This window comes from Spongiibacter thalassae (assembly GCF_012272835.1).
GTDB classification, from domain to species: domain Bacteria; phylum Pseudomonadota; class Gammaproteobacteria; order Pseudomonadales; family Spongiibacteraceae; genus Spongiibacter; species Spongiibacter thalassae.
The window spans coordinates 894,560-920,337 of the sequence record NZ_JAAWWK010000001.1 but is presented as its reverse complement, the minus strand read 5'-3'; the positions used below and the strand labels follow the sequence as shown (position 1 = coordinate 920,337).

Here is a 25,778-nt window from a genome sequence, read left to right as displayed (position 1 = left end):
CCCAACGACCAGTACTTTAGGAAAACTGAGTTCTGACTATGAAATCGATGAGACTAATCCTATCTACATGGCTCAGCGCGGTGACAGTAGCGGCCTTGCCGCTCGTTACCGCTGCGGGCACTTCAACGGTCACCGTTCAACAGGGCACGCTGGAAGGCATTGCCTCCGAACATAGAGAATTTCGCGGTATTCCCTATGGCGCTCCGCCAGTCGGAAACCTGCGTTTCGCTCCACCGAAAGCCGCAAGCAAATGGGCTGGCACACGCGACGCCAGCAAATTCGGCGCGTCTTGCCCCCAGGCCGGTGGCTTTGGCGGCGGCGGCAGTACCGACGAAGACTGCCTCACACTAAACGTCTACACACCACTCACCGGGCGCGATCTACCCGTAATGGTCTGGATACATGGAGGCGGTTTAACAACTGGATCGAGCGAATCCTATGATTTAAGCCAGATAGTTAAAAAAGGTAATGTCGTTGCAGTAAGCCTGAATTATCGCCTTGGATACTTCGGATTTCTGGCTACGCCCTCACTTGCCAAGGAAGGGAAAGGCCGCAGCGGCAACTACGGATTACAAGACCAGCAACTTGCCTTAAAGTGGGTTAAAGAAAATATCGCGCATTTTGGCGGTGACCCGCGCAACGTCACAATTTTCGGCGAATCCGCCGGCGGACGCTCGGTATGCGGCCATCTATTGTCACCTGAGTCGAAAGACCTTTTCCATAAAGCAATAATCCAGAGCGGCCCATGCCTCAGTTCAATACTCACTCCGGACGAGAGCTATCGTCTCGCAAATGATTTCGCGAAACGAGCCGGATGCGACAGTCATAAAGCAGACGAGCAACTTTCATGTTTGCGATCCAAGTCCGTAAAAACCTTAATCAAAGCTCAGGGTTCAGCGAATATTATTAGCAGTCGTAACAGCCCACGGTTTAACGCGGACGGAAAAACGCTACCTCGCTTTCATAATGCAGTGTATGAACCAAAGATTGTTAATAAAGTGCCGGTATTAAAAGGTGCCAACCAGTTCGAGGGGAAATTTCTCGCGTTTATCATGTACGACATCAGAAAGAAGACGCTTACCGAGGAGCTGTACAAAGCGGAGCTCGAAACGAAATTCGGAGCAGATAAAGCTGATGCCGTCTTCTCGCGATACCATCCCGCTAAATATTCTACTCGGACAGAAGCTTTGGCAGCGGTGTATGGCGATTCATCCTACAGCTGCCCTACCTACAGAGATATTCAACAGCTTGCAGAGCAGAATGTACCTGTCTATGCCTATGAATTTCGTGAGCCGAACCCTCCATCTATATTTCCGATGTCCCTGGGGCCAACCCATGCAACAGAACTCACATTCGTTTTCCAATCTTCAAGCGGAAAAGTTCCCGCGGGCCGCTTAACGCCTGAGCAGTTAACACTTTCTGACACGATGATTTCCTACTGGGTAAACTTTGCTCGGAGTAGTGACCCAAACAGTGATTCACTACCGAAATGGCAGCCCTATAACATCCGTTCCCAAAACTACTTTTCTCTTAGCACCGACTCGTCTGGATTGAAGCACTTCAATACATTTAACGAAGACCATATGTGCGATTTTTGGCTGGAGTTGAAGAAAAAAACGACCATTAATACAGCAGGATATAAAAAATGAGACCTACGTTCACCCGCCCGAATTCCCGACCGAAAAAATCCACGGCCACATATGCGCTTTTCGCAGCGTTGATGTGTACAACGATGGATGCGTATACCGACACAATAGAGGGAAAATGGAATCTCGTAAAAAAATCAATAATGGGAAGTTCTGCGATGACGCTTCACGTTCACGCCGACAATACTGGAAAAATATCAACCGAAAGCATGGGAGATGCTGACATTAAAAATCTCGCTACCGACGGAAGCCGCGTAACATTTTCCACAACCTTGTCTGTAATGGGACAGGATATCGATGCAGATTTCGACGGGGTAATTAAAGGCAACTCATTAACTGGAAAGATCAACACGGATTACGGATCGTCAGAGGTGTCGGGGAACCGCGAGACAAATGACTAATGCCAGCGAGTGTTACTCCCAAGGTATTCACAACATCCTCCACGAGCCAGATAACGAGGTGATTTTAAAACGTAAGTTATGAAAAAACGGAACGAAATGTATGGCATTTCACGGATAGATAACGATAGTAGCCGATCACATTCCTGGCGGGTTAGTTTGAAGCGGCGAAATAAGAAAATCGTGAAAAATTTTGCTGACAAGAAGCACGGCGGAATAGAGGAGTCGCTGAACTCTGCGAAAGCCTATCGAGATAACATTATTCGGGAAAATCCCGCTATTTCGAGAAAGGAATTTTGCCGAAAGCTCAGACAGCACAACACGTCTGGAATACCTGGGGTATACAGGTATGCCAAACGCTATACACTCAAAAATGGCGTCGAAAAGGCCCATTGGTATTGGGAGGCCCAGTGGCCTGGCGAAAAGCCCGGCAGCTTTGAAAAGCAAACATTTTCGATACTGCAATACGGCGAAGACAAAGCCAGAGAGCTGGCGATTGACGCTCGAAGGAAAGGCGTCAGTAGGCTAAAAGGCGTGTTTTGGGCGTCAGAGCGCCCTCAATATGCTTAGGTTAGCTTATATACTGAAAGATAATTCAAGCGACGCCCTGCCCTACCACCACGAAGACCGCATTTTTTTGACATAAACTACTGGAGATGAAATGCCGCAACGAGCTACGAAATAAGAGTATCAGACATTTCTTCTAGTAACTTAATCGCTAATTCCGCAGCTGGAGAAAGCTCTCGCGTCGCGAAGCGAATCACGTCAATTTTCACGCGGGCATCGGCCAAACAAGACAAATTTCCCGTCATGTTTAGCGCTATAAAAACTTCACGATCTTCTGCACTTAACGCTAGCTGCGGCGCGATCATAATTGCATTATTGCGCTTGGCTAAGGATTTGAGTAGATGTATATCGTTGCAGGCCACCGCGAAATTGAAATCCGACGTTAGCGGTAACCCCAGGCGTAACTTCAATCCCTTTACCTGCCCGGCCGATGCTACAGTACCGATAATCGGATAATGTAATAGTTCGCGGGCATTACAGATTACCTTGCCTTCCAGCGGATGCCCTCGTCGAATGTAGAAAGATAGCTTAAGATCAAATATCGGGTACGAAATGAATTCCTTTTCCAGCGTTAATCTCTCTGCGTTAGCAAGGAAGAATTCAATTTCTTCCGCTTTCAACTGGCTTAGCAGGTTCTCTGGGCCAGTCACTTCCGCCCTGATTCTAACGCCTTTTTCTTCATCCATAATTTTTTGGATAAGCCGCTCCAGAAGCGCTGCTTCCGGGTACGGCCCCATACCGAATGCAAGCTCCCCCCCCATTCCCTTTTTTGCTAGCGACATGTCATAGTCCATGTCGCTAGCATGTTGCAGAAGGCCATTAGCGCGATCCAAAAACCTTTTACCTAGTGCGGTGATAACCACACCGGTTTGCGCCCGTTCGAAGATCGCGAACTCCATCTCCTCCTCAAGTTTCGCGATACTTCGGCTCAAAGCTGGTTGTGTGATACAGAGTCGCAGGGCTGCTTTCTTATAGTTTCCTTCCTCTGCTAAAACAGCGGCATGTTCAAGCTTACGTAGATTAATTTTCATGTTGAATTCCACGAAATGTTGATAACTCGCCGCGTTGTAGAGTGCCTCGCATAAAGACGGCAATGAACTTCGATGCCCCGGACAATTCGTTGTTAATCGTAGTAAGACTGAGCATTCACCTCAGGACAACTCGTCAATTCCCCACCCACTACCGGGAATGCACAGGCACGTCGCATCATATCCTCTGCGTCTTCCCTTAACAAAACTCCATCCTCAACGGCCTTGTTAACGGCGGCACTAAGTTTGGATATATAATCGTCCTCGCTTTCGTACAGCGTCATATTCTTTGCGAGGGAAAACGGTATTGATTTGCCAAACAAACTACATGTCACACCAATATAAGTAGCGACGGGCACGTCCATAAAGGGCAGGCGCATACCACCCAATGCATTACCGTGTTCATCAAGATTATACGAACCAGGATGCGCTGAGAAAGTATTGCCTACAGTCGCTGTGGGATTAAAATCAATCGGCGGTGCGGTAGGAGGCTTGAGGCCTGTGGTGATCCATTGAGTTAAGGCATGCAATGCCGTATTAAATATATACCGCTTTTGATAGGCATTACCTTCAGGGAGACATGCTGTGCTTCCGGCGCCCTCTACCACCCCCTCTTGCCCCCAGTTGCCTGCCGTTTCCCTCAACTCCTCGGCGCTAACAGAGGGCTCGGCACCAAGGTTGTTTGCACCTGAGAATTCCACTTCGAAAAGGGACTGCCATTTGTCTTCATGGGGAGCGCCTGGCGTCATCCATATTTCCAGATTTTCGGAAGACGTTGATTCTACCGGTCGCGCCGCGTACTCTGACCACAGTTGAATGTTTGGAACACGTGGCAGGCATTGCGTTCCAATTCTTGCGTCGTCATCGCCGATAAAGCCATCGACAACCTGCGCCGCTGTATCCGCTCCATTACATAAATACCCAGACAGTCGTCCAGCAGATTGCGACTGACCTACCGCAATCACATACTCAATATCTGGGTAATTATCCAGCAATTCCACATTGGTAGTTTGCCTAACAGCCTGAATGACCTGCGAAAAAATATCGAAGCTATAGTCATCTCCTGGGTGTTCCAGCGACTCGTAGCGCTCCGCATTCCACGACTTTAATGACGTAGGAGAACACACGCCGGTATCGAATTTTTGGCCACATATGCCAGCCTCCTGAGCGCTCACAGTGATATACATATACCCATGTTTGAATGCAAACGGATGCGCCCAGATTAAATCCAGTGGTATGTCAAACTGCGCACTGACATTCGTCCATTCAACAATAGCAATGCCGTTAAAATCCTCCGGATTTTTAGGGCGGTAGACCATAAATCGGGTACTGTATTTCTGAACTCCAGTATTCGAAGAGGTTTCCGTTGTTGATACGGGCAGTGCTGTAGATTGGAATTCGTATGGAATTGCTTCACCCGATACAAAGAACTCAAATTCCTCGTAGTCGAATTCATCCAACGGCCAAATCCATGAATTAAATGCCCTGCCCGTTATCGGCCCTACTACTGTGGTAGATATTGCGTCACTACCTGCGTTGGTTGCCGATACCTTCCGAGGCGGTGAACTGGACCCTCCACATCCGTAACTAGCGACAACGAATAGAATAAGACATGCATACACGGAGATTTTCATTATTGTACCTCCATTAAAATTTCAAGTGATGTTCAACGCATCATGTTATTCATTACGGTCTGATCTAGTCGTAATAGGAGGCTGCATTCACCTCAGGACAACTCGTTAATTCACCACCCACTACGGGGAATGCACAGGCACGTCGCATCATATCCTCGGCGTCTTCCCGCAGCAGAAATCCATTGCTTACAGCGCTATTAACCGATTCGTTGAATTTTTCAATATAATCGTCTTCGCTGTTGTACAAGGTGCTATTTGTTGCCAACGAAAATGGGAATGATTGCCCGAATAGAAAGCAGGTTGAACCAAGATAAGTCGCTACTGGAACGTCCATAACCGGCAGTCGAAGCCCACCTAGCGCATTGCCATGTTGATCGGTTTGAAATACCGGTGGTGTTACACCAGCGGGAACACTGCCTTCAACTGGCGCGGTGTCATTGTTGAATAGCAGCGGCGGTGCTGTTGGTGCTTTCAACCCTGTCGTCATCCACACCGTTAAGGCGTGAAAAGCCGCGTCTACGACATACCGGCGAGGGTATGCATTCCCCTCGGGTAGACACGCTGCACTTCCCGCGCCCGCCACCGGCCCTTCTTGCCCCCAGTTCCCGGCGGATTCTCGAATCTCCTCTGCACTTACTGACGGTTCTGCACCGAAATTGTTTTTCGCCGTAAACTCGGATTGAAATACTGCCTGCCATTTGTCCTCATGCGGCGCTCCCGCCACCATCCAGATCTCATGATTAGGCTTGGACGTTACTTCAACAGGAATCGCACTGTCTTCCGTCCACATTTGTATAGTGGGCACTCTGGGTCTACAGGTAATTTCCACACCGGTATCGGCGTCGCTAAACACGGCGTCGACGACCCTGGCATCGGCATCTGCGCCATTGCACAGATACTGGTTCATACGCATACCCGATTGTGACTGTCCGGCTGCAATCACTTTACTGACATCTGCGTAGGCGTCGAGCGAGGTGTTACCGTTGTTCTGGCGCAGGGACTGAATAATCTGCGAGAACATATCGAAACTATAGTCGTCACCAGGATGCTCCAGCGAACCGTACCGCTCGGCATTCCACGACTTCAGCGAGGTCGCTGAGCACTGCCCGGTATTAGTCGAGTCACCACAGATACCGGCCTCCTGCGCACTGACCGTCACATACATGTAGCCTTTTTTGAACACGTAGGGGTGTGACCACACCAAATCAAGGGGAATATCAAACTGTGCGGTGACATTTGACCACTCTACGATAGCGATACCGTTGAAGTCAGCGGGATTTTTTGGCCGGTAGACCATAAATCGGGTTTTATAATCCTGACTCTCGCCTTCAGCACCATAGGGCAGCGCACTGCCAGTAATAAAGAACTCAAGTTCCTCGTAATCGTATTCATCCAATGACCAAGGCCAGGCATTGAATGCCACCCCATCAACAGGTCCCTCGATCCGGGTAGTAGCGGGATTATTATCGCCCCCTCCCGGACTAGCAGTGGAAGCTGGCCCGCGAGGACTGGTACTCGAACCGTTGCATCCAACAAGCAGGGATACAACTACCACACACAAGCATTGCACACTCTTCTTTCTACGATTTTTTATCGCATTGCCAAACAGAGCAATCATTTTCATTATTTTTTACTCTTTAATGTACTGGTCTCTCACATGGAGTGCTGAGACTCAGTAGCTGTAACGATTAAGTTCAGGCCTCAAATACCGACCTGGCATTTGACAGTTCCCTGAAGCCGTATACGCCCTTGCAGCGCCCGATTCCGCTCTGGTTAACGCCGCCAAAGGGCAGATTCTTTTCCATGTAGTGGAGCATCATGCTATTGACGGTGACCCCACCGGAGGAGGTGTTTTCCAGTACGTCTTCGACAAATTCTTCGCTGTCGCTGAAGATATACATTGCCAGCGGCTTGCCGGTGGCATCAATTTGCCGATAGATATCTTCGCGATTTTTATAGGTGAGAATCGGCAATAAGGGCCCGAAGATTTCGTCCTGCATAATAGTGCTATCCAGCGGCACATTAATGAGCAGTGTGGGGTGAATGGTCAGGTCTTCCTCGTCGAGCTGTCCGCCCTTGACCACTGAAGCGCCTCGCGCCACGGCGTCGTCGAGATGGCCTTTAACCCGTTGGAAATTACGCGCATCAACCATCCGCGACAGCTCTGACTTGTTCAATTCGCCGTCGACATAAAACATTTTATCGACCACCGCCGAAGCGATCTGAACAAACACTTCCAGCATCTCCTCCGGCACCCAAACATGGTCCACTGACAAGCACAGTTGCCCGGCATTGCGGAATCGCCCACCGACGGCCATACCCGCAACCGTCATTGGGTCGCATCCCTGATCGACGATCATCGGGCATTTGCCGCCCAACTCCAGAGTCACTGTGGTGAGGTTTTTCGCCGCTGCTGCCATAATATGCTTGCCCACAGCGGGACTACCGGTGAAAAAAATATGATCAACGGGCAATTCAAGCAGTGCGTTGGCCAAGGGAACGCCCCCTTCCACTACCGCCACATCCTGCTCGTCGAATACGCTGCGAATAATCTCCGCAGACAGGGCGCTCACCGTCGGCTGCATTTCATTGGGCTTAACAATGCAGGTATTGCCCGCAGCGATTATCTGAACCAGCGGCGCAAACACCAGCGAGAAGGGGAAATTCCACGGCCCAAACAGCAGACATACACCACGGGGTTCGTAGCGAATATAAGTTTTCTTTCCACCCAGTTGCGGACTGGCGGGTACGACTTCCGGCTTCATCCATTCGTGCAGACCGTCAATCGCGGTATCGATCTCGCCCAGAACTGACTGAATTTCGTAGTGATTAATGCCCAGACGCTGTTTGCGCAAATCCTGAAATAGTGCGTCGTCAATTTCGTCAACCCGATCGACAATGACCTGACGCAGCGCCTTGAGTTTGGCAATACGTTGATCCGCATTGGTGTTTTTAACCGCCTGGCGATTGTCCCGCTGGCAGGCGAATATCCGTTGAATACCTTCAATATCGATATGATCCATATGGTCGCCCATGACTATCTTCCCTTAGAGATTATTTTTTGACGCAGTTACGATGCCTGTGCTTTTCTTTCGAGTGATCAAGCCTCAGGTAATTTCAATACCGGCTTGATACAACTGCCATCTTCGGCGTCGTGAATGGCTTGATTGATGTCCTCGAAATCGTAGAACTTGACCATTTTTTCGATAGGGAACTTACCCGCGCGCCAATAGGCAATCAGCTTTGGCACAAAGACCTCCGGCACGCCATTTACCCCGGCCATAATCGAACCGCGGATAGACTGACATCTACTTTGCAGAATGGTCGGGTTAAAAGTCACCGACGCTTCCGCCCCGGCGATACCCACCAGCGCCGCAACACCCTTAAAGCCCAACGCATCAATCGCTTGGGTCATCACTGCAGGAATGCCGCTGGCATCAACAGAGTAGCTCGCGCCGCCACCGGTAATTTGCTGAATCCGTTCGATGACATTTTCTTCGCCGGCATTCACCACGTGGGTAGCTCCGAGTTCCTGTGCAAGTGCCAGCCGCGAGGGAACAACGTCCACGGCGATAATTTGGCTGCAACCGGATATCTTCGCCGCCATCACCGCAGACAGACCAACAGCGCCGGCGCCAAAGATCGCAATCGACGTACCGGCGCGCACTTCCAGGGTGTTAAACACGGCTGCGGCCCCGGTTTGAAATCCGCAACCCAGCGGGGCCATCAGAGCCAACGGCAAATCCGAGTCGATTTTAATAATGCTGCGCTCGGTGGTGAGCGCATAACTGGCAAAGGAAGACTGCCCGAAGAAGCGTCCGAATACCGGCTTGCTATGCTGACTGTGGCTGCAACTACCGTCAGCGCAATAGCCACCAGACATATTGATATCGCGAAAACTTGTGCAGTAAGAGGGCTGTCCTTCAACGCAATTTTCACACACACCGCAGGAGGCGGTGGTCATCAGTACCGAGTCGCCGACCGCGACTTTTTTGATATTGGCACCCACTTTTTCCACAATGCCCGCACCTTCGTGGCCAAGCACCGCAGGCCAGGGTAAGGGCGCGTTATTCAGCACTGTCATATCGGTATGACAAATACCACTGGCCACAACCCGGACTAAAATATCGTTGGGGCCGGGCTCGACCAGATCGATCTCTTCAATCGAGAGGGGGCTCTTGTTGGCGTGGGCCAATGCTGCCTGGATTTTCATAGTAACCTTTCCTTTATTCTTGGTTTTGCTACGGGCAAGCCCCACGCGGGTAGCCCGTGACTGTTAGAAATCGTAGCGAATATCCAGCCCGAAAGTACGGGGCTCGCCGAGTGGCGCGTTGGCCAATGCCACGTTATTTCCGGTGCTGGCGCCCAGGCCCGCTGTCGTACCGGCGTCAACCTGCACCAGCTGAGCCGTGGTAGCGTACTCCTTGTCTTCAAGGTTTCGTCCCCACACCGCTACGTTTACGCCGTAGTCATGCATGGCAAAGGAGACCCGGGCACCCAGCAAAGTCACACTTTGGGCGGTGGCAGCGTCGAATTTATCGATATCGTCCTGACCATTCACTGCGTTAGACAAGGACTTTGAGCGACTGGTGACATTCACATCGAACATCAATTCACCACCTTCCAGTGGCACCAAGTAGTTCAGGCGTGCTGATCCTTCCAGCTCCGGCGCAGATGGCAGGATAAAACTGCCTTCTTCAAACTCCCAGGTGAGATAGGCACCGGTCACGGCCAGCATCAACGAAGGCGAAATGACCCATTCGACATCCATTTCCACGCCGTCGAGATCGGCCTCGGCGGCGTTATACACTTGGGTTGCCAAACGAACATCACTACCCGACACAACCTGGGTAAGAATGGTCTGCTGAATATCCTCATAGAAGGTATGGTAGTAGGCCGCATTCACCCGCAGACTATTATCCAGCCAGGTGGATTTGAGGCCGAGTTCAATGTCGGTCGCGGTTTCAGGATCGAAGGGCTTGGCCGAATCTTCGGTACCGCCCCGTGCGTTCTGTCCACCGGAACGACTGGAGCTGGCGTTTTTCAGATACAGCATTGCATCATCAGTCAAGCGCCAATCTACCGAGGCCGTCCATGAAATGAAGTTGTAGGTGTCGCTGCCCTGCCAGGTACAGTTCTCGAAATTGGCATTGGGTGGTGGGCTGTTTCTATCCATGCCACAGTTGTTACTGGTGCCATCCGGGTTGCTACGATCGGGACCGACATCTCCGGTTGCCAAACGCGCATAATAATTGGTGACCAGCAGGCTTTTTTCATCTTCAGTCGCCCGAACGCCCAAGGTCGCACTCAGCTCTTCGCTAAGCATCAATGTACCCGACACAAAGGCAGACTGGCTTTTGTTAACCGCATCCCCTCGGTTAAGGTTGTACAGGTTGCCGCCTGCGTTGCTGAGAATACCGCCGGCCTTGCTTTCATCGAAGCCGGTTTCTTCAAAGAAATACAGTCCGGCGATCCAGTCCAGCCCACCGTCAAAGGCCAGGCCACCCAGCTGCGCCTCGACAGACTCCTGCTCAGCGAACTGTTCAAACAAACCTTCAAAAGTAGCCAATGGCACACTGGTGCCATCAATATCACTGTTAAACGCGGTGTCTGTTTCGCGGTAGCCGTAGACCAGCTTCGCCTGGATCGAATCGGTAATGTCATATTCGACGGTGAATGCCGACGTAATCGTGTCTGAATAGGAAATATTGATCGCGTTAAGCTCAGCGTCATAGTAGCCCTGATTATCGCGACGCCCCAATGGCAGAAAAGCAGGGGTTGTTGAGGCGTCACCGGCCCAGGGGTCTTCCTGGGAAAGATTGCGCGAAGGCGAAGTCAGAATCGAGGAGTTATCCTCGTAGCTGAACAACAAGCGCAGTGAATCTGTAGCTTCAAGGGTCACACCCAGGCGAATTAAATCATTGTCGCGGGTGCCGACTTCCTCTACGGAATCTACATTCTGGTTATAGTCGTTAAGGATATTCAGCGGCTGCGGCAACGCCGCACTGTCGTCCCGCTTGTATACCACGACCCTGCCATGGCCATCGTTTTTCTGGTCTATCTGTCCAGCCAGGCGAATCGCCAGTTTCTCGCTAATCAGCGGCAAATTGATTGCACCACCATAGCGACGGGTGTCGTAATTGCCATGAGTCGCCGACAGAAAGCCTTCCACCTCGCCGAAGGGATCGGCCTTGGCAGTATTCAGCTTTATCGCGCCACCGGTGGTATTGCGCCCGTATAAGGTGCCCTGCGGCCCCTTCAGCACCTCGACCTGAGTGAGGTCAAACATACTGTTGGTGGTGCCATAGGCCCGCGCCAGATAAACATCGTCGATATACCAGCCCACCGAGGGGTCAAGGGTAATCAAACTGTCGGTCTGTACCTGACCACGCAGGGTCACCTTGGAGGTGCTACCCCCCTGTGCCGGAGTTTGCTCAATATACAAACCCGGCGTGAAGCTGCCCAGCTCACTGGTTTGGCTCAGGTTCAGCGCCACCAGATCATCCGCCGACATACTGGTCACCGCGACCGGCACGTCCTGCAGGGTTTCTTCCTTTTTACGCGCCGTAACTATGACCTCTTCGAGTGCAAATCCGGCAGCACTTGCCTGCGACGTCAGCGTAGATAGCGGTATCAGGGAAGCGATAGCCAAACACAGGGCTTTGGGCTGAAAGGGTTTCATGGTGGCTCCGAGTAATCACTTTATTATGGATTGCAGGCATAAAATCCCCGCACATGATGTCATACGTATTAATTATACATATGATTAATACGTATTCAACACTATTTCACGGTATTCGTTTTGTGCTGCAGGGCTTTCACCACATGCGCTCGGATATCGTGACATCGGCCGGTATCACCCTTTGCCCTTTGCAGTAAACCGGCTCCAATCTCATAAATTAACTGCAGGGGCAAATCACTGTCACCGCCCCACTAGCGCAGGCGGTGCCAGTATTTTGGGCTGCTAGGCTGGCAATGCGTCATTTTTCAAACGGAACAGTTTCGCCGCGTTAAGGCCGAGAATCGCGGCCTTGTCTTCGTCGGAAATATCCACACCGTCAAAAATACTGGCGATCACCTTCTGGGAATGGGGGAAGGTGCCTTCCATATGGGGGTAATCAGAGGCCCATAACAGCGCTTGAACACCGGTGATTTCCCGCGACAGCACACAGGCTTTGTCGTGCTGGAAGGAGCAATAGACCTGATCCCGCACAATTTCAGAGGGACGGCGGCCCAGTTTGGGACGCACAAAGAAACTGTGGGCGTCGAACACTTCGTCCATACGCTCGGAAAGGGCCGCCAACCAGGATGCTCCGGTTTCGATACAAGCCACTTTCGCGTCGGGGTTGCGGTCGAGAATGCCACTGGCCACCAGGTAGTAGATCGCTTCCTGGGCGTCGCACATCAGGCGCGTGTAGTTAATCACTGCACCACCCGCGCCACGTTCGGGGGCAAAGTCTTCCAACCCCGTACCCGCGTGCAGAATAATCACTACGCCACGCTCGCCGGCTTTGGCAAATACCGGTTCCCACACCGGGTCGTTGTACTTGGGCACGCCCTCCGGAGTCACCACAGGCAACATGGCCGCGGTGTAACCGATGTCGGCGATGCGATCAATTTCCTTTACCGCTTCGCTTACATCGCGGCAGGGCAAAATTGCCGACGGTACAAAGCGGTCCAGGTTGTTGCTGAAGTGGCTGTGGCACCAGTTGTTATAGATGCGGCAGCTTTCCGCTTCGATATCGGCTTCTTCGATAAAGTAGATAATCAAACCCAACGACGGAAAGATCAGTTCGGCATCCACACCGTCGCGCTGCATATCTTCAATGCGGCGGTCGATATGGTGCGAGCCGCTGCGCTTTTCACCGGGTTCATGCATACCGGTTTCGTTGGCACGCTCGCCGCCCATCTTGATGCGGTGAACAATTTTGTCACCGACCTTGCTGCACACGAACCCGTCGATTGGCGTCATGGTAATGGCACGGTGCATCATGCTTTCCGGCAGAGCGCTGGTAAAAATATCCAGCGGCTCGGTCACGTGGGCATCAGCGCTAAAAATAAACGGTTTCATAGTAAGTCCTCTCAGTGTTGCGGTACGCCATTCCTGTAGGGGTGGACGCACCTGTTTCATTCACAGTGCGGCAAGGATCGCGCTCATTGTTGAATAAATTCGTTGTCTTTCATCACTTCCAGCACGCCGTCGGCGACCAGTTGTTCGATTTTCTGTGGATCGAAACCGAGCAAACTCGCCGCCAGTTCACGGGTATGCTGCCCCTGAAACGGCGCGGGGCGAATTTCCGGCTCGGGCAGATCGCTGAACCCCACCGGGCCATTTTCGGTTTGCAACTCGGTTGGGAAGCCCGGCTGTTCAAAACGGCGGAAGAAGCGACGGGCATGCAAATGGGGGTTATCGTCGAAGTCGCTGAGACGGTGCATTTTGCCCGCCTTCACCCCTGCCGCTTGCAGGGTTTCCATCACCACCACAGGGTCCAGGGTGGCCGTCCACTCCGCTACGGCAGCTTCAAGGATGTCGCGGGCGGCAATACGGCCTTCGCCGTTGGCATAGCGCGGGTCTTCAGCCAGATCACTACGCCCCATCGCGTCGCACAGCCCTTGCCATGCAGCGTCGTTGTCAACCTCGATCACGCACCACATATCGTCGCCAGCGCAGGGGAAGACACCGCCGGGGCTGCTGAACTCCAGCACATTGCCACGGGCCACCATCGTGCCCGGTTGCAGAGACTCTCGCAGTAGCGGTGTTGCCAATACGTTCAACAGGGTTTCTGCCTGGGACACCGCAATGCGTCCACCCCGGCCGGTACGCTCGCGTCGAATCAGCGCCGCCATAATGGCCACGCCGGCCACTCTCGCGGCGAAGTGATCGGGCACAATGGTGATGCCATCGCTGTAGCTGTTGTCCAGCTCGGGATAGCGCCACAGTCCGGTGAGTCCCGATGAGGCCCGTACCAGCGGCCCATAGCCCATGCTTTTTGCCAACGGGCCGGTATTGCCCAGGGCGCTGCTTTCTACCGTAATGATTCGGGGGTTGATCGCGCTGAGCTCGTCGTAGCCAATGCCCAGAGACTCCATCGTGCCGGGTTTGAAGTTGGACAAAACGATGTCGGCGTCTTTTGCCAGAGTGTGAAAAATGGCAATCCCTTCCGGGCTGCGCAGGTTGAGGCCAAAGGATTTTTTGTTGCGCGAGCCCTGACAGAAGGACTGGCTGATAGCCGTTCCAGCAGCGGAGGTTTGGCGCAAACCATCGGGAAACGCCGTGTTCTCTACTTTGATCACCTCGGCACCCTGATCCGCCAGAATCCGCCCGGTTTCGGCACCGGCAACAATCACCCCGAGATCCAGCACTCGAAGTCCTGCCAGAGGTCGGCGATCCACCGGCGCAGTTGCCTGAGGCGGCTTTTTCGCGGCCAACTCAGACAGCAAGTCATTGTCCTGACCGAGAGCTGGCGCCGCAGATCGCAAGCCAATGCGCTGACCGTCGATCTCGACATAGCCACTCGGGACTTTGCCCTTGTCGCCAGCGACGGTCAGGTCGGTAAACGCGCCCCTGGCATTGAAGTGAGGGTCGTCCAACACCTGCTGGGCGGTGGCGACGGCGGCAATAGGCACACCTCGCTTTTGACCTTCGGCAACCAATTCCTTGCCGGACTTGTCGGCAAACAGCTTGGCGATCAGTCCGTTGATGTCCTTAATCGCCTTGAACCGCTCACCGATATTGGCGTATTTCGGATCGGTAAAGGGGTGGTCGTCACCCAGCCAGCCGCACATGCCCTGCCACTGCCGGGGGTTGAGTACGCAGATACGCACATGGCCGTCGGCACAGGGGAAAATAGGGTATAAAAAGCCCACTGGTGGACGGCCATAGGGCGCCAGCTCATTCGCCGACCGCCCTGCTGCCGCACTCCCGGTCACACCGAGGCCGGGGTCAATAATCTGCGCGGTCGCTTCAAGAATAGAAAAATCCATGGTGTTGCCCGCACCGGTGTGCAGCTTTTGCCAATGCCCAAGCAGGGCGACCCAGGCGGCCTGGATCGCGGTGGTTTCCAGCGCCAGCTCCCCCGGTGGCAACAGCGGCCGATTACCGGCGATGCCGGACCGCGCCAACACGGCCCCCATCGCCAGATGCACCGCGTTGCTGGCCTGGTAATCCCGATAGGGGCCGGTCTGGCCAAAGTCACTGATTGACAGCACCACCAGATCGGGACGGCGTTGACGCAATGTGGCGGCGTCCAAACCCAGATCGGCTAACTCGCCGGGGCGAGTGGTTTCCACCAGAATATCGGCGCTATCGACAAGCTTCAGAAAGTCAGCCTTGCCTGAGTCAGAGCGCAAATCCAGCGCAATGCTTTTCTTGTTGGCATTATGGCTGGTGAAATACAGGCTCTCACCTTCGTGCAGCGGTGCCCTCTGGCGGGAAGCCATGCCCGCCAGAGGCTCGACCAAAATGACCTCAGCGCCCAGGTCGGCCAGCACTCTGCCACACATTTCCGCCTTGCCGTCGGCCAGATCAATGACTCTCAGTCCGGCGAGAGGCAGTTCAGTGGAAGTGAATTCATTCATAGCTAGTTTCTCGCTTACGTCCCGGTTAATCGGAATCTGGTTATCGTAATCAGGCGACGCGCTGGGCAGCGATGCCCTCACCCAGTGCTGCCAACACACTGCTTTGGCCACCCAGGTCCATTTCAATCTGGCGTGCTTGCAAGCAATAACGGTACAAGGGGTAATCCCGATCGACCCCGGTACCACCGTGAACATGCTGACAACGATGACTCACCCGGTGCAGGGCCTCGGTCGTCCAATAGGCCGCCACCAGACTCGCCCCTTCAACGCTGCCCTGACTGTTTTGTCCCAGTTGCGCGGAGACCTGTTCGCTGGCGGTGCGCAGGCACTCTTTGTCGATATAGCAGTCAGCAAGTTGGTGCGCCACCGCCTGAAAGCTGCCCAATGCGCGGCCAAATTGCTTACGCTGACTGCAATGCTCGCTGGCCAGAGCCAACATGCCCTCGCACAGGCCTGTAGCCACCGCCGCCGACGCCGCACGCTGATAGATCGCAGCGGCCGACAACACTTGAGCCACCTGCTCACCCGAGACGATTTTTACCGCTTTGACGCGGTCGAGAGTCATGCTGGCAAGGGCCTCGCCACTAGTGGTCAACTGACGCCGACGCGTTACCCCGGCGTCATCACAGGAGAACAAATAAATGCCCTGTTCCTCTCCCTGTTTGGCAACTGTCCAGCAATGGCTAGCCTGAAGCCCTGCGGGCACCCGGCTTTTTTCGCCACTCAGGTAATAATGGTCGCCTTCAGCCTCGACCACGGCCTGCGCAATGCCATTGCCCGATATTCCCGACTCAGCCAGGGCGCAGGTCAATATTCCCGCGCCCGAACTCAGGGCCGCCAGCGCCTCGTGTACAGCAGGCTGCTCAATATAGGGCAGCAAGGGTAAGCTGGCAGTGGCCAGAGCCGAAATGCCGGGCACCGGGGCCACATGGGCACCGAGCTGTTCCAGCACCACAGCCAGGGTTTCAAGGTCCTGGGCCATGCCCCCCACCGACTCGGGTAAGGCCAGCCCCAGCAAACCAGCCTCGGCAAGCTGCTGCCACAACTCTGCATCAAAATAGTCATTGGCTTCGGCGTTGCGCAAGCGTGGCTGAGTGCAGTAGTCGGCCAGTATCTTTTTGGCGAGTTGTTGAATTTCCTGCTGAAATTCACTCAAACTAAAATCCATGATGTTCTCCTTATGCCCCGCGCGGCAGCCCAAGGCCCGCCGCGGCAACAATGCTGCGCTGCAATTCATTGGCACCACCACCGAAGGTGTGCACCGTACCCTTGCGATACCAAAGCTCCATCAGCCCGTTAAGCACCGCGTCGCCGTCGCGCAAATTAGCCAGCGGCGCGAGGATTTCTGCCATCAAGCGGCCCAATTCGATATACAGCTCTGAGCCGTATACCTTGGTTGCAGAGGCCTCCACCATTCCGGTGCCGCCCTGTTCCATAATCCACGCGCTTTTGAGGCAGAGCATTTTCAACGCTTCAAGGCGAGCGTGCGCCACCGCCAGATTGCGCTGCACCCAGGGTGTGTCGAGCAGCTCGCGATAGTCGTCGTTGCCACGCAACAGCCCCAGGGTTTTGTCGTAAAGCTTGGCAACGTGGCCATAGCCCACCAGCGACAAACGCTCCACATTGAGCTGCCCGGTAATCAGCGGCCAGCCGCCGTTGACCTCACCCACCCGGTAGCAGTCCGGTATACGCACATCCTGATAATAGGTGGTGGTAGTCAACACCCCCATCGTGTGGATCAAGGTGCAGGAGTAGCCTTCACTGTCGGTGGGCACCAGAAAGATTGTCAGCCCCTTGTGGCGTTTGCTTGGGTCGGGGTCTGTGCGCGCCGCCAGCCAGATGTAGTTGGCAAAATTGGCGCAGCTGGTCCAGATTTTTTGTCCGTTAATCACCCAGTCATCACCGTCGCGCTCTGCGCGAGTGCGTAGGGAGGCAAGATCGCTACCAGCGGAAGGCTCTGAATAGCCGATGGCCAGATAGGCTTCGCCGTTAAGAATCTCAGAAACAACCTTATCGCGAATTTCCGGCTGGGCGTATTTGGCGAATACCGGGCCAATGGAATTGGCCGACAGAGCGGGCCAGGGGAAGCCTGCACGCTTGGCTTCATCGACCAGCAAGTACTGCTCCACCGGGTCGGCGCCCTCGCCACCCAGTTCCTTTGGCCAGGAATAGCGAATCCAGCCATCGGCACCCAGCTGACGCATTTTCTGCCAGTACACCGGGCCACCACCGTGGCTGACGTCCGGCTGGGCGAGTTCGGCCTTAAACTCCGGGGTCATCATCTGACTCGCCATATACTCACGAACACGCTGGCGGAAGGCCTCCTGCTCAGCACTCAAATCAATATTCATATTAGTCCTCCATCAATGCCGACAGGCTGTGGGCCGCATCGACAAACTCGTCCAGCATATCCATTACCACCTGGCGCACAGAGGTTTCGTGGGTCATATCCCCAACCACCTGCCCCACCGGGTAACTCATGTAATTTTCGACACCGCCGCGCTCGATGCGCATGCGCATTTCTACCGTGGCGATTGTCTGCAAGGGCATGGGCAGCGGCTTTGGCGCGCCGGGGCGCAGCCACATATCGCTGAATTCACTGCGCAGCATTCGGCAGGGTTTTCCGGTCATCGCCCGCGACTGCACGGCATCGTCGGCCCTGGCGGCAAACAGGCGCTGTTTAAGCACTGGCGAAAGTTCACTTTGTGCCGTACCCAGCCATACCGACCCGGTCCACACACCCGCCGCGCCCATTGCCAGCGCTGCCGCCATCTGCGACCCACGGGCAATGCCCCCCGCTGCTAACACTGGCATCGGCGCTACCGCGTCAATCACCTGGGGCCACAGCACCATCGAACTGATACTGCCGGTGTGACCGCCGGCCTCACTGCCCTGGGCAACGACGAAATCGACTCCCGCCTCCACCTGAGCCAATGCGTGTTCAGCTTTGCCGACCAAACTGGCAACGCGAATGCCCTGTTGTTGAATACGACTGACGGTTTCCCGGGGAGGCGTGCCCAGTGCGTTAACCACCAGCGCGATCGGGTGGCTCAACGCCACCTCCAGCAATTCCGCCGCCTGCTCAGGTGTCATCCGCACCTTGGCGAGCTGCGCCGCGCGCAAGGCATGGGCCTCACTCTCGGGTAATGGCGGGATATTGCCCTCTGTGCATTCCCGGTCGAGAAAGCCCTTGAACTCAGCGGGAATCAAACTATTCAGATCAACGTCGCCGACCGCGCGCTTTTCGTAGGTATTCGGAATCAACAAGTCGACGCCGTAGGGTTTGCCGTCAACATGGGCGTCTATCCAGGCCAACTCTTCTTCAAGCCACTCCGGCGGAAAGCCACTGGCTCCCAGAACGCCCATACCACCGGCCCTGGACACCTCGGCGACCACGTCGCGGCAGTGGGAAAAGGCAAAAATAGGTAGCTCTATACCGAGCATATTGGTGACTGCAGTTCTCATTAAATTATTATTGCCCACGTGGGTTATACTCTTGGCTTACTATCTCGCGACCAAGGCTTTTCAGGAAGGACAACTATTCGCAATCCGAGTCACAAAAAAACGCAGGGCCTCGACCGCGCCCTGCCCCCCCACGACGGCTTCAACTATCGACTGGCGGTGCTCAGGCTGCTTAATGGCCCCAAAAATCGCGGCATGGATGTCGCTGATTTGCTGTGCGCCAATGGCATAAGTGCCCAAATGTTGGCCGAGGGCGGCGAGGTGCCCCGCAGCCACTACATCCACTTGCTGGCCACCCTGCAACGGGAGATGCGCGACGAATTTTTCGGCTTGAGAGCTACCCCGGTGAAACCCGGCGTGACCTCAATGATGGTCGAGATCGCGCTGGGCAGCGAAACCCTTGGCGCCGCCATGGAGCTCAGCCTGCGTTTTATGCGGCTGACCTGCGATGATATGAAAATGTCGCTGCTCGACGAGGGCGACGACATCGCGCTGGTGTTAACAGGCCGGGACGAACAGCTCGACCCGGGCGATTTCCTCGCCGACTACTGGCTGAACTACCTGCACCGCATTTTCAGCTGGATGATCGACCAACTGATTCCCGTCAAAGGGGTAGAACTGGCCTTTGACGCCCCACCAGTGACTGACCGTCTGATCTCCCAGCTGCGCAACGACTGGACCTGCAATGCCCCTCGCAACGCGGTGACATTCAGTCGCAAATATCTGGCCATGCCTATTTTACGCAGTCGCACCGAGTGGTTGGCCCTGCGCCAATTGGCCTCGGAAGACGGCGTCGTCGAGTGGCCAGAGGAACAAGTACAGGTATCGTCAAAGGTGCGCTCGCTGATATTCAACGCGATTCGCCAGGGGGAGCCACCGCCCAGCCTCAGCACCGTTACCCAAAGCCTGCACCTGACCGCCGCCACCCTGCATCGCCACCTGAACAGCGAGGGCACCAGTTTTCAGCGGATTCTCAACGATGTGCGCTGTGACACCGCCATCGACAAGCTGCGCTTTCAGAAACTCCCCGTCGCCGAGGTGGCGGAACAACTGGGCTTTTCCGAGCCCCGCTCCTTCAGCCGAGCGTTTAAGCAATGGACAGGGGCCAGTCCGTCGGACTACCAAAATTAGTCAGCATGACACTGGCCCACTGGCGGCTAAAAGCTGTACATCGCCTTCACCCCCCAGTAGAACCGCCCTTGACGAGGGGTAAAGTCAGCGGACCTACCCAATGTGTTTTCACCGGCGGTTTTACCCGCTGCGAAGTAGGTATCCAGTAGGTTTTTACCAAACATTGACACGCTGTACTTATTCTCAAGTTCGGTAATGCCCACAGACATATCCAGCAGGCCGTAGGCTTCCTGAACGGTTAGCGGGTTGGCATCGACTCGATATTGCACCTCGTCGCGCCAGTTGTAGCTCATCGAAATAAAGCCATTTACGGAATCAGTTAAACGGGGCACGACGTAGCGTGATGAAATCGTGTAGGCGAGGTCCGGGGTACCGATCGACGAGTTGCCATCGGTGCTTTGGGACTCAAACTCACCATCGTCATCTGTGTCGATATTGCAACCCTCGGCCTCGGTTTGTCGGTCGTAACAGCCATCAATCTGATCTCTGGTAGCCGTATCAAGCACAGTCACCGAAGCGTTGAAACTCAGGTTTTCAGTGGCAACAAATGCCATGGTCAGCTCAAGCCCGGTACTATCAATGCTACCAATATTTTGCGGGCGTGCCGCCAGCTCGCCGGGGGGCACCAAAGATACCATCACGTCCTGGTTTTCCTGTCTGAATATCGCGGCATTGGTGGTTAACCGTCCATCCATAAAGCTGGTTTTCAACCCGACTTCCAGTGAAACCGACGTCGTCGGCTCTAAATATTCGCTACCTGCCATTGATGTCGGGCCGGCATCAACCCCTGTTCCAATAAAACCGCGAGACAGCGTGGTATAAATGTTGGTGTCACTATTAGCAAACCAGGACGCCCCTATACGTCCAGCCCATTCGTTTACAACCTCACTGCTATCGATAGAGGTGATCTGATCTACCGCTATAACATTAAAGATAGCCTTGTCAGGCTCTACCGAAAAGAACGGCTCCGACCCGGGAGTTATCGCCTGGCGGGCACTTTGCACGAGACCAACCTTGTCGCGATGCAATCTGAACCCGGCAAATACATCAATATTACTGGCAAGATGATAGGTAAGGTCAGAAAAAACAGAAACCTCCTGTCTAGTCAACTCGGAGTCACCAGCCAGGCCTATCGCAAGGTAACCACTAGCTCCCCCGGTTACCATTGGCAGCACCGATTCAATAACAGCCTCGTCCACTCCCAGACCCATACTCGGCGCATCAACCAAAGAATCTGCGCGTACCAACAAACTCAGGTGAGCGGGAGACAACTGCGTAAAATCACGGTAAAACACCCCTGATATCAAATCAAAACTCTCAGTGGTTTTCTGCAAACGGAATTCCTGCGCCCAGTAATGCGTATCGATTTTACCGGTTTTGTCACCAATGGTACTGATATTGGAATCCGGGATGTAGACAAAGGGCATGTCGAGCTTATTGGTTGCGCTGGCCGGCGAAGCGTCCAGGTCAAGGGTTGTAACGTTACTTAAGTTACGATAACTCGACACGGAGGTTAGCAATAAGCTGTCGGAAAGCTCCCAGTTTGCCTCAAAGGTCAGGCCCCAATTCTTTAAGGTACCGTAAGTATCCTGGTTCTGATTGATGGTATAAGGGTCGTTATAAACCCGGTCGCCCCCTACCGCCGCATCGCGCTGAGGCCCGTCAGAGACCGTGGTCGCAAGCCCCGTAAAGGATTCAAATTCGCGAAAATCTCCAGTCAACAGACCATCAAAACCTTCACCCCCTTCAAAGGCCAGTTTGGCGACAAAGCCGTATTCATCAACGCCACCAACTTTTTCCGAACCTGGGAACAAATTAGTAACGTGGCCTTCACGATCTTTATTGTACGCAAAAATTCTTCCGCCAAAATTATCACCGAGGGGACCGCCAGCTATCACCCGCACAATATATTCGTCGTCGTTGCTGATATCGACGTCTACTCGCGCGATGCTCTCATCGTCCGGACGATTGCGAACGATATTAATCAACCCCCCGACGGCATTACCACCAAACAGAGTGCCTTGGGGGCCTTTTAACACTTCAATACGCTGTATATCAGCAAGTTCCATGGCAAACTCAGAACCCATCGCCAGCGGAACCCCATCGATAACGAGTGACACAGGAGGCTGAATACCCGACCCTAGCACCAGACTGCTAAAACCACGCATACCCAGATCCAGTGATGTCGGACTGAGGCCAGCAGACAGGGTAAGCGAGGGCTCGTTAAGGGCCAGATCGTCCAGCCGCTCGATTTTCATTTCTGCCATTTTCTCGCCGCTGTAGACATTGATCGAGATGGGCACGTCCTGAATTGACTGTGCTCTTTTTTGAGCCGTAACCACAACCTCTTCTACTACCAGCTTCTTTTCTTCACTGGCATTTGTCAGGGTAGTAACGAGAACACAAACAAATGGAAAGATAGTATTTATAATTCGACCGCGCGTAACATCAATCATGACGACTGCCTTTTTATCTTAACTATATTTTTTTAATTATTTTTTATTCGAGCCTCAACGATATTTACATATCTTCAAGACTCGATAATTAAAATTTTACTTATGCTTACTACGTTGCTTTTTGGCCATTTCCATCATCCACGGCGGAATGGGGTTTTCTTTTGTAGGACCTTGAAGACCTAGCTGAACCTGATAAGGAAGCGCGGTATCGTAGTAGCTAAAAACTTCAACAACTTTTGAATTTTTGAACTTTATTCTATGTAAGAATCTAAAGTTCATTTTCTGATCTTTCGCCTGCTTAACAATGGTGCTGCCAAGCTTTTCGCCTCGGAACCAACCTTCAACAAAGGCCGTATCACCAGACACATAGATCTTATCAACTTCTTGACGCAAATTTAAAAAGGCCTCTTCATCAGCCTCCAGTGTGCGTAACAGAAACTCAGCGCCTGCAGAGCGATCTGGCTGTATATAGGCCATTTCCGGATAAACCACGACGACTTCGGGATCAATCATTGCATTGTGGGTTTCAAAATCCTTATTGGAATAGGATTCCATCCACTTTTTGGCCAAGGCCTCTACATCCATTTTACCCCCTGCCATTGCGCTGTGAGAAAACACCACAGAAAGCATCAGGCCCAAAAAGCCACTCTTTAAAAATCGAGCATTGAACAGATTCATCATCAGATATATTCCTCTTATATTATCGATTCCGCCGCGAAGCCATATTACTTAAAGCATAGTTCGTAGCGGGCTTTCTTACCATTTACAGCGTTAATAACACTCAGATCAGGCAAACTTTAACCAAGCTGTTAGATTAAGCACAAGATGTGCCCTACTGGGCGTGTTTGTTCTTCTTCTCGGCCATCGCCATCATCCAGGGTGGAATCGGGCTTTCTTTGCTGGGACCAACAAGTCCCAACTGGATCTGATAGGGCAAGGCGGTATCGTAATAACTGAATACTTCCTTGATCTTTCCATCCTCCACCCGAACGCGGTGCAGGAATCGAAAACGCATGTCCTCAGCCTTGGCCTGGACAACAATGGTGCCGCCTAATTCACTCCCCCTGAACCACCCTTCTACAAACGCGGTGTCACCAACGACATAAACCCTGTCTACGTCTTGCCGAAGGTTGATAAATGCCTCCTCATCGGCTTCAAGTGTTTTAACCAGAAAGTCTTTGCCAGCTGTGTAGTCCGGCGACATAAAGGCCATTTCCGGGTACGACACCACGGCCTCGGGGTGAATCATTGCATTATGCTTTTCAAACTCTTTATCCGAGTAGGACTGAAACCATGAGCGTATCAACGCCTCCATTTCGGTCGAGTTTAGTTCGGGGGCAGAAATTGGCCTATCTGACATAAGGTCACCATTTTATTATTTGCGTTCAAGCACGAGGCCCACCAGATGAGTATCAAGGCTGCCAGTGCTTCCTTATAATGTGCTGATAGTATCCAATCCAACCCGCAAAACAGTCCAATGATTTATATCTTTCCCTGCTATTACTTTAGGTTATACTGAATATATGCACGTTTTTCGTGGCACGCTATGTGGATTTAATCTCGCCACTGCTGGGCAGTAATAATGTGCGGACCGCTGCAACCTCGGCTTATACACCGCTAATTTACGGAGACAATGATCCATGCCCATAGATCTACGTAAACTCCAGCACGTATGCATTCTCGCTAGCGAAAGAAATTTCACCAAAGCGGCGGACAAGCTCTGCATCACCCAACCCGCACTCAGTAGAAGTATTACAAAGCTCGAAGAAGAACTCGGGCTCCAGCTATTCAATCGAAACCCCGGGGATATTGCCCTTACCCCAGCGGGCAAATCCCTGGTCGAGCGAGCGAAATTGCTGCTGGAAAACGCGCAACACCTCCATTCTGACATGGCGCTTATCCGCGACGGTCTATCCGGTAACCTTGCTATTGGCATGGCCCCTTACCCCGCCGTTGTCTTTCTATCCAGCCTAACCAACAATGTTTTGCACGAACAGCCAGGTGTCAAAATTCAAGTGGAAGTCGCGAGCAGGGATCGGCTGTTAGCGCAATTGAATGCAGAAAACATCGAGTTTTTCGTCGCGGGTTCAAGTCTGCTATCGGTTAATGAGCAATATTTGGTAGAACCTCTGATAAAAATGAGGCTTTCACTATTTGTTAGAAAAGGACATCCAATATTAAAGTCGAAGGTGAGCAGCGCTAGAGAACTACTCCATTATCCATTTATCGGTGCCTTAATTAACCGCACCAATGCCAATAATTTTAAAGTCGCCATGGGCCTGCCGGAATCTGCCGATTTCAAACTAACCGTTGCCTGCGATGATTTTTCAGTATTGAAACCCTTAGCACTGTCCAGCGACGCAATTCTGATTGCGCCGCATCGGGCACTAGGCAAGGATCTGGAGAATGGAAATCTCAAAGAAGTCGGAGTATGCGGTGATCTTAGCATTCTCGCCAACGCTGCGATTGAAATATGCTTGGTGAGATTTGCGAATCGCGTACTGTCACCCGCAGCCCAAGCTGCAATAGCCTTTTTGAAGAATTTCGCAACACAATCCTCAACCCAACCCAATCGTATTTAACGCAAGCCGCTCCCCTTCGATCAGAGCGAATAGTCGAGTTAATCAAAGAGGTTCTTCTCGTCGATACCACCAAGCGCTGGTAGCCACCAGTTTGAGCTACTGATTAATGACAAAGACTAAGAAACTTGACCGCGTGTCAGTCGCCCTGCTAAAGGGAGTGATTGTGATCTCTGCGGACACCGGCAACACTATCGCTACTCGCAAAATGAGTAAGTAGACCACCGTGCCCTGAGCAAAGTCGACAAAAGGATTTCTCGTGCCGACTTACTGGCATCGCAGATCCACCAGAGCTAAAC

Annotated in this window: 19 protein-coding genes; 5 read left to right on the top strand and 14 right to left on the bottom strand. The window is 53.0% G+C overall.

The annotated features are described in order from the left end of the window. Positions 1 to 38 precede the first annotated feature (38 nt). From HCU74_RS03785 to HCU74_RS03775, 3 genes are all read left to right on the top strand, one after another. The gene (locus HCU74_RS03785; RefSeq protein WP_168449055.1) at positions 39 to 1,649 is read left to right on the top strand and encodes a carboxylesterase/lipase family protein; all 1,611 of its coding nucleotides are present in this window, start codon (positions 39 to 41) and stop codon (positions 1,647 to 1,649) included. Continuing rightward, the gene (locus tag HCU74_RS03780) at positions 1,646 to 2,047 is read left to right on the top strand and encodes a hypothetical protein (protein ID WP_168449054.1); all 402 of its coding nucleotides are present in this window, start codon (positions 1,646 to 1,648) and stop codon (positions 2,045 to 2,047) included. The genes HCU74_RS03785 and HCU74_RS03780 overlap by 4 nt, the downstream gene beginning before the upstream one ends. Positions 2,048 to 2,227: 180 nt before the next feature. Next, on the top strand, positions 2,228 to 2,614 hold the full coding sequence (locus tag HCU74_RS03775; protein ID WP_168449053.1) for an AP2 domain-containing protein: 387 nt from the start codon (positions 2,228 to 2,230) through the stop codon (positions 2,612 to 2,614). A gap of 104 nt (positions 2,615 to 2,718) precedes the next feature. Here HCU74_RS03775 and HCU74_RS03770 read toward each other — a convergent pair whose 3' ends face one another. The 11 genes from HCU74_RS03770 to HCU74_RS03720 form a co-directional block, all read right to left on the bottom strand. Beyond that, positions 2,719 to 3,642, bottom strand: coding sequence for a LysR family transcriptional regulator (locus tag HCU74_RS03770; protein WP_168449052.1), 924 nt, complete (start codon positions 3,640 to 3,642; stop codon positions 2,719 to 2,721). A 92-nt stretch (positions 3,643 to 3,734) separates the two neighbouring features. Further along, positions 3,735 to 5,273: an alpha/beta hydrolase domain-containing protein gene (locus HCU74_RS03765; protein WP_345889649.1), complete on the bottom strand. Its 1,539-nt coding sequence runs from the start codon at positions 5,271 to 5,273 to the stop codon at positions 3,735 to 3,737. Between the two features lie 64 nt (positions 5,274 to 5,337). Continuing rightward, positions 5,338 to 6,891, bottom strand: coding sequence for an alpha/beta hydrolase domain-containing protein (locus HCU74_RS03760; RefSeq protein ID WP_282596011.1), 1,554 nt, complete (start codon positions 6,889 to 6,891; stop codon positions 5,338 to 5,340). Positions 6,892 to 6,967: 76 nt separating this feature from the next. Beyond that, positions 6,968 to 8,296: an aldehyde dehydrogenase family protein gene (locus tag HCU74_RS03755; protein WP_210425090.1), complete on the bottom strand. Its 1,329-nt coding sequence runs from the start codon at positions 8,294 to 8,296 to the stop codon at positions 6,968 to 6,970. Between the two features lie 77 nt (positions 8,297 to 8,373). Then, the gene (locus tag HCU74_RS03750) at positions 8,374 to 9,486 is read right to left on the bottom strand and encodes an NAD(P)-dependent alcohol dehydrogenase (RefSeq protein WP_168449048.1); all 1,113 of its coding nucleotides are present in this window, start codon (positions 9,484 to 9,486) and stop codon (positions 8,374 to 8,376) included. 63 nt (positions 9,487 to 9,549) lie between these two features. Beyond that, positions 9,550 to 11,955 (bottom strand): TonB-dependent receptor, encoded by a 2,406-nt coding sequence (locus HCU74_RS03745; RefSeq protein WP_168449047.1) that lies wholly within the window; start codon positions 11,953 to 11,955, stop codon positions 9,550 to 9,552. Positions 11,956 to 12,237: 282 nt separating this feature from the next. Then, the gene (locus HCU74_RS03740) at positions 12,238 to 13,344 is read right to left on the bottom strand and encodes an amidohydrolase family protein (RefSeq protein ID WP_168449046.1); all 1,107 of its coding nucleotides are present in this window, start codon (positions 13,342 to 13,344) and stop codon (positions 12,238 to 12,240) included. Positions 13,345 to 13,427: 83 nt separating this feature from the next. Then, positions 13,428 to 15,851: a CaiB/BaiF CoA transferase family protein gene (locus HCU74_RS03735; RefSeq protein ID WP_168449045.1), complete on the bottom strand. Its 2,424-nt coding sequence runs from the start codon at positions 15,849 to 15,851 to the stop codon at positions 13,428 to 13,430. Positions 15,852 to 15,900: 49 nt separating this feature from the next. Further along, positions 15,901 to 17,019 carry an acyl-CoA dehydrogenase family protein gene (locus HCU74_RS03730; protein ID WP_168449044.1) on the bottom strand — a complete coding sequence of 373 codons (1,119 nt, stop codon included), beginning with the start codon at positions 17,017 to 17,019 and terminating at the stop codon, positions 15,901 to 15,903. A 10-nt stretch (positions 17,020 to 17,029) separates the two neighbouring features. Beyond that, entirely contained in the window at positions 17,030 to 18,202 is a 1,173-nt protein-coding gene (locus tag HCU74_RS03725) for an acyl-CoA dehydrogenase family protein (RefSeq protein WP_168449043.1), read from the bottom strand. A gap of 1 nt (position 18,203) precedes the next feature. After that, the gene (locus tag HCU74_RS03720) at positions 18,204 to 19,316 is read right to left on the bottom strand and encodes a nitronate monooxygenase (protein WP_168449042.1); all 1,113 of its coding nucleotides are present in this window, start codon (positions 19,314 to 19,316) and stop codon (positions 18,204 to 18,206) included. Positions 19,317 to 19,334: 18 nt separating this feature from the next. Between HCU74_RS03720 and HCU74_RS03715 the strand changes: the two genes are divergently transcribed. Beyond that, positions 19,335 to 20,444 (top strand): AraC family transcriptional regulator ligand-binding domain-containing protein, encoded by a 1,110-nt coding sequence (locus HCU74_RS03715; protein WP_168449041.1) that lies wholly within the window; start codon positions 19,335 to 19,337, stop codon positions 20,442 to 20,444. 26 nt (positions 20,445 to 20,470) lie between these two features. Here HCU74_RS03715 and HCU74_RS03710 read toward each other — a convergent pair whose 3' ends face one another. The 3 genes from HCU74_RS03710 to HCU74_RS03700 form a co-directional block, all read right to left on the bottom strand. Then, a complete protein-coding gene (locus HCU74_RS03710; protein ID WP_168449040.1) occupies positions 20,471 to 22,900 on the bottom strand; it encodes a TonB-dependent receptor in 2,430 nt (809 codons plus the stop codon). A 96-nt stretch (positions 22,901 to 22,996) separates the two neighbouring features. After that, the gene (locus HCU74_RS03705; protein WP_168449039.1) at positions 22,997 to 23,581 is read right to left on the bottom strand and encodes a nuclear transport factor 2 family protein; all 585 of its coding nucleotides are present in this window, start codon (positions 23,579 to 23,581) and stop codon (positions 22,997 to 22,999) included. A gap of 151 nt (positions 23,582 to 23,732) precedes the next feature. Then, the gene (locus tag HCU74_RS03700; protein ID WP_168449038.1) at positions 23,733 to 24,260 is read right to left on the bottom strand and encodes a nuclear transport factor 2 family protein; all 528 of its coding nucleotides are present in this window, start codon (positions 24,258 to 24,260) and stop codon (positions 23,733 to 23,735) included. A gap of 280 nt (positions 24,261 to 24,540) precedes the next feature. On the opposite strand from HCU74_RS03700, the gene HCU74_RS03695 reads away from it, so the two are divergent. Then, the gene (locus HCU74_RS03695; RefSeq protein ID WP_168449037.1) at positions 24,541 to 25,482 is read left to right on the top strand and encodes a LysR family transcriptional regulator; all 942 of its coding nucleotides are present in this window, start codon (positions 24,541 to 24,543) and stop codon (positions 25,480 to 25,482) included. Positions 25,483 to 25,778: the final 296 nt, after the last annotated feature.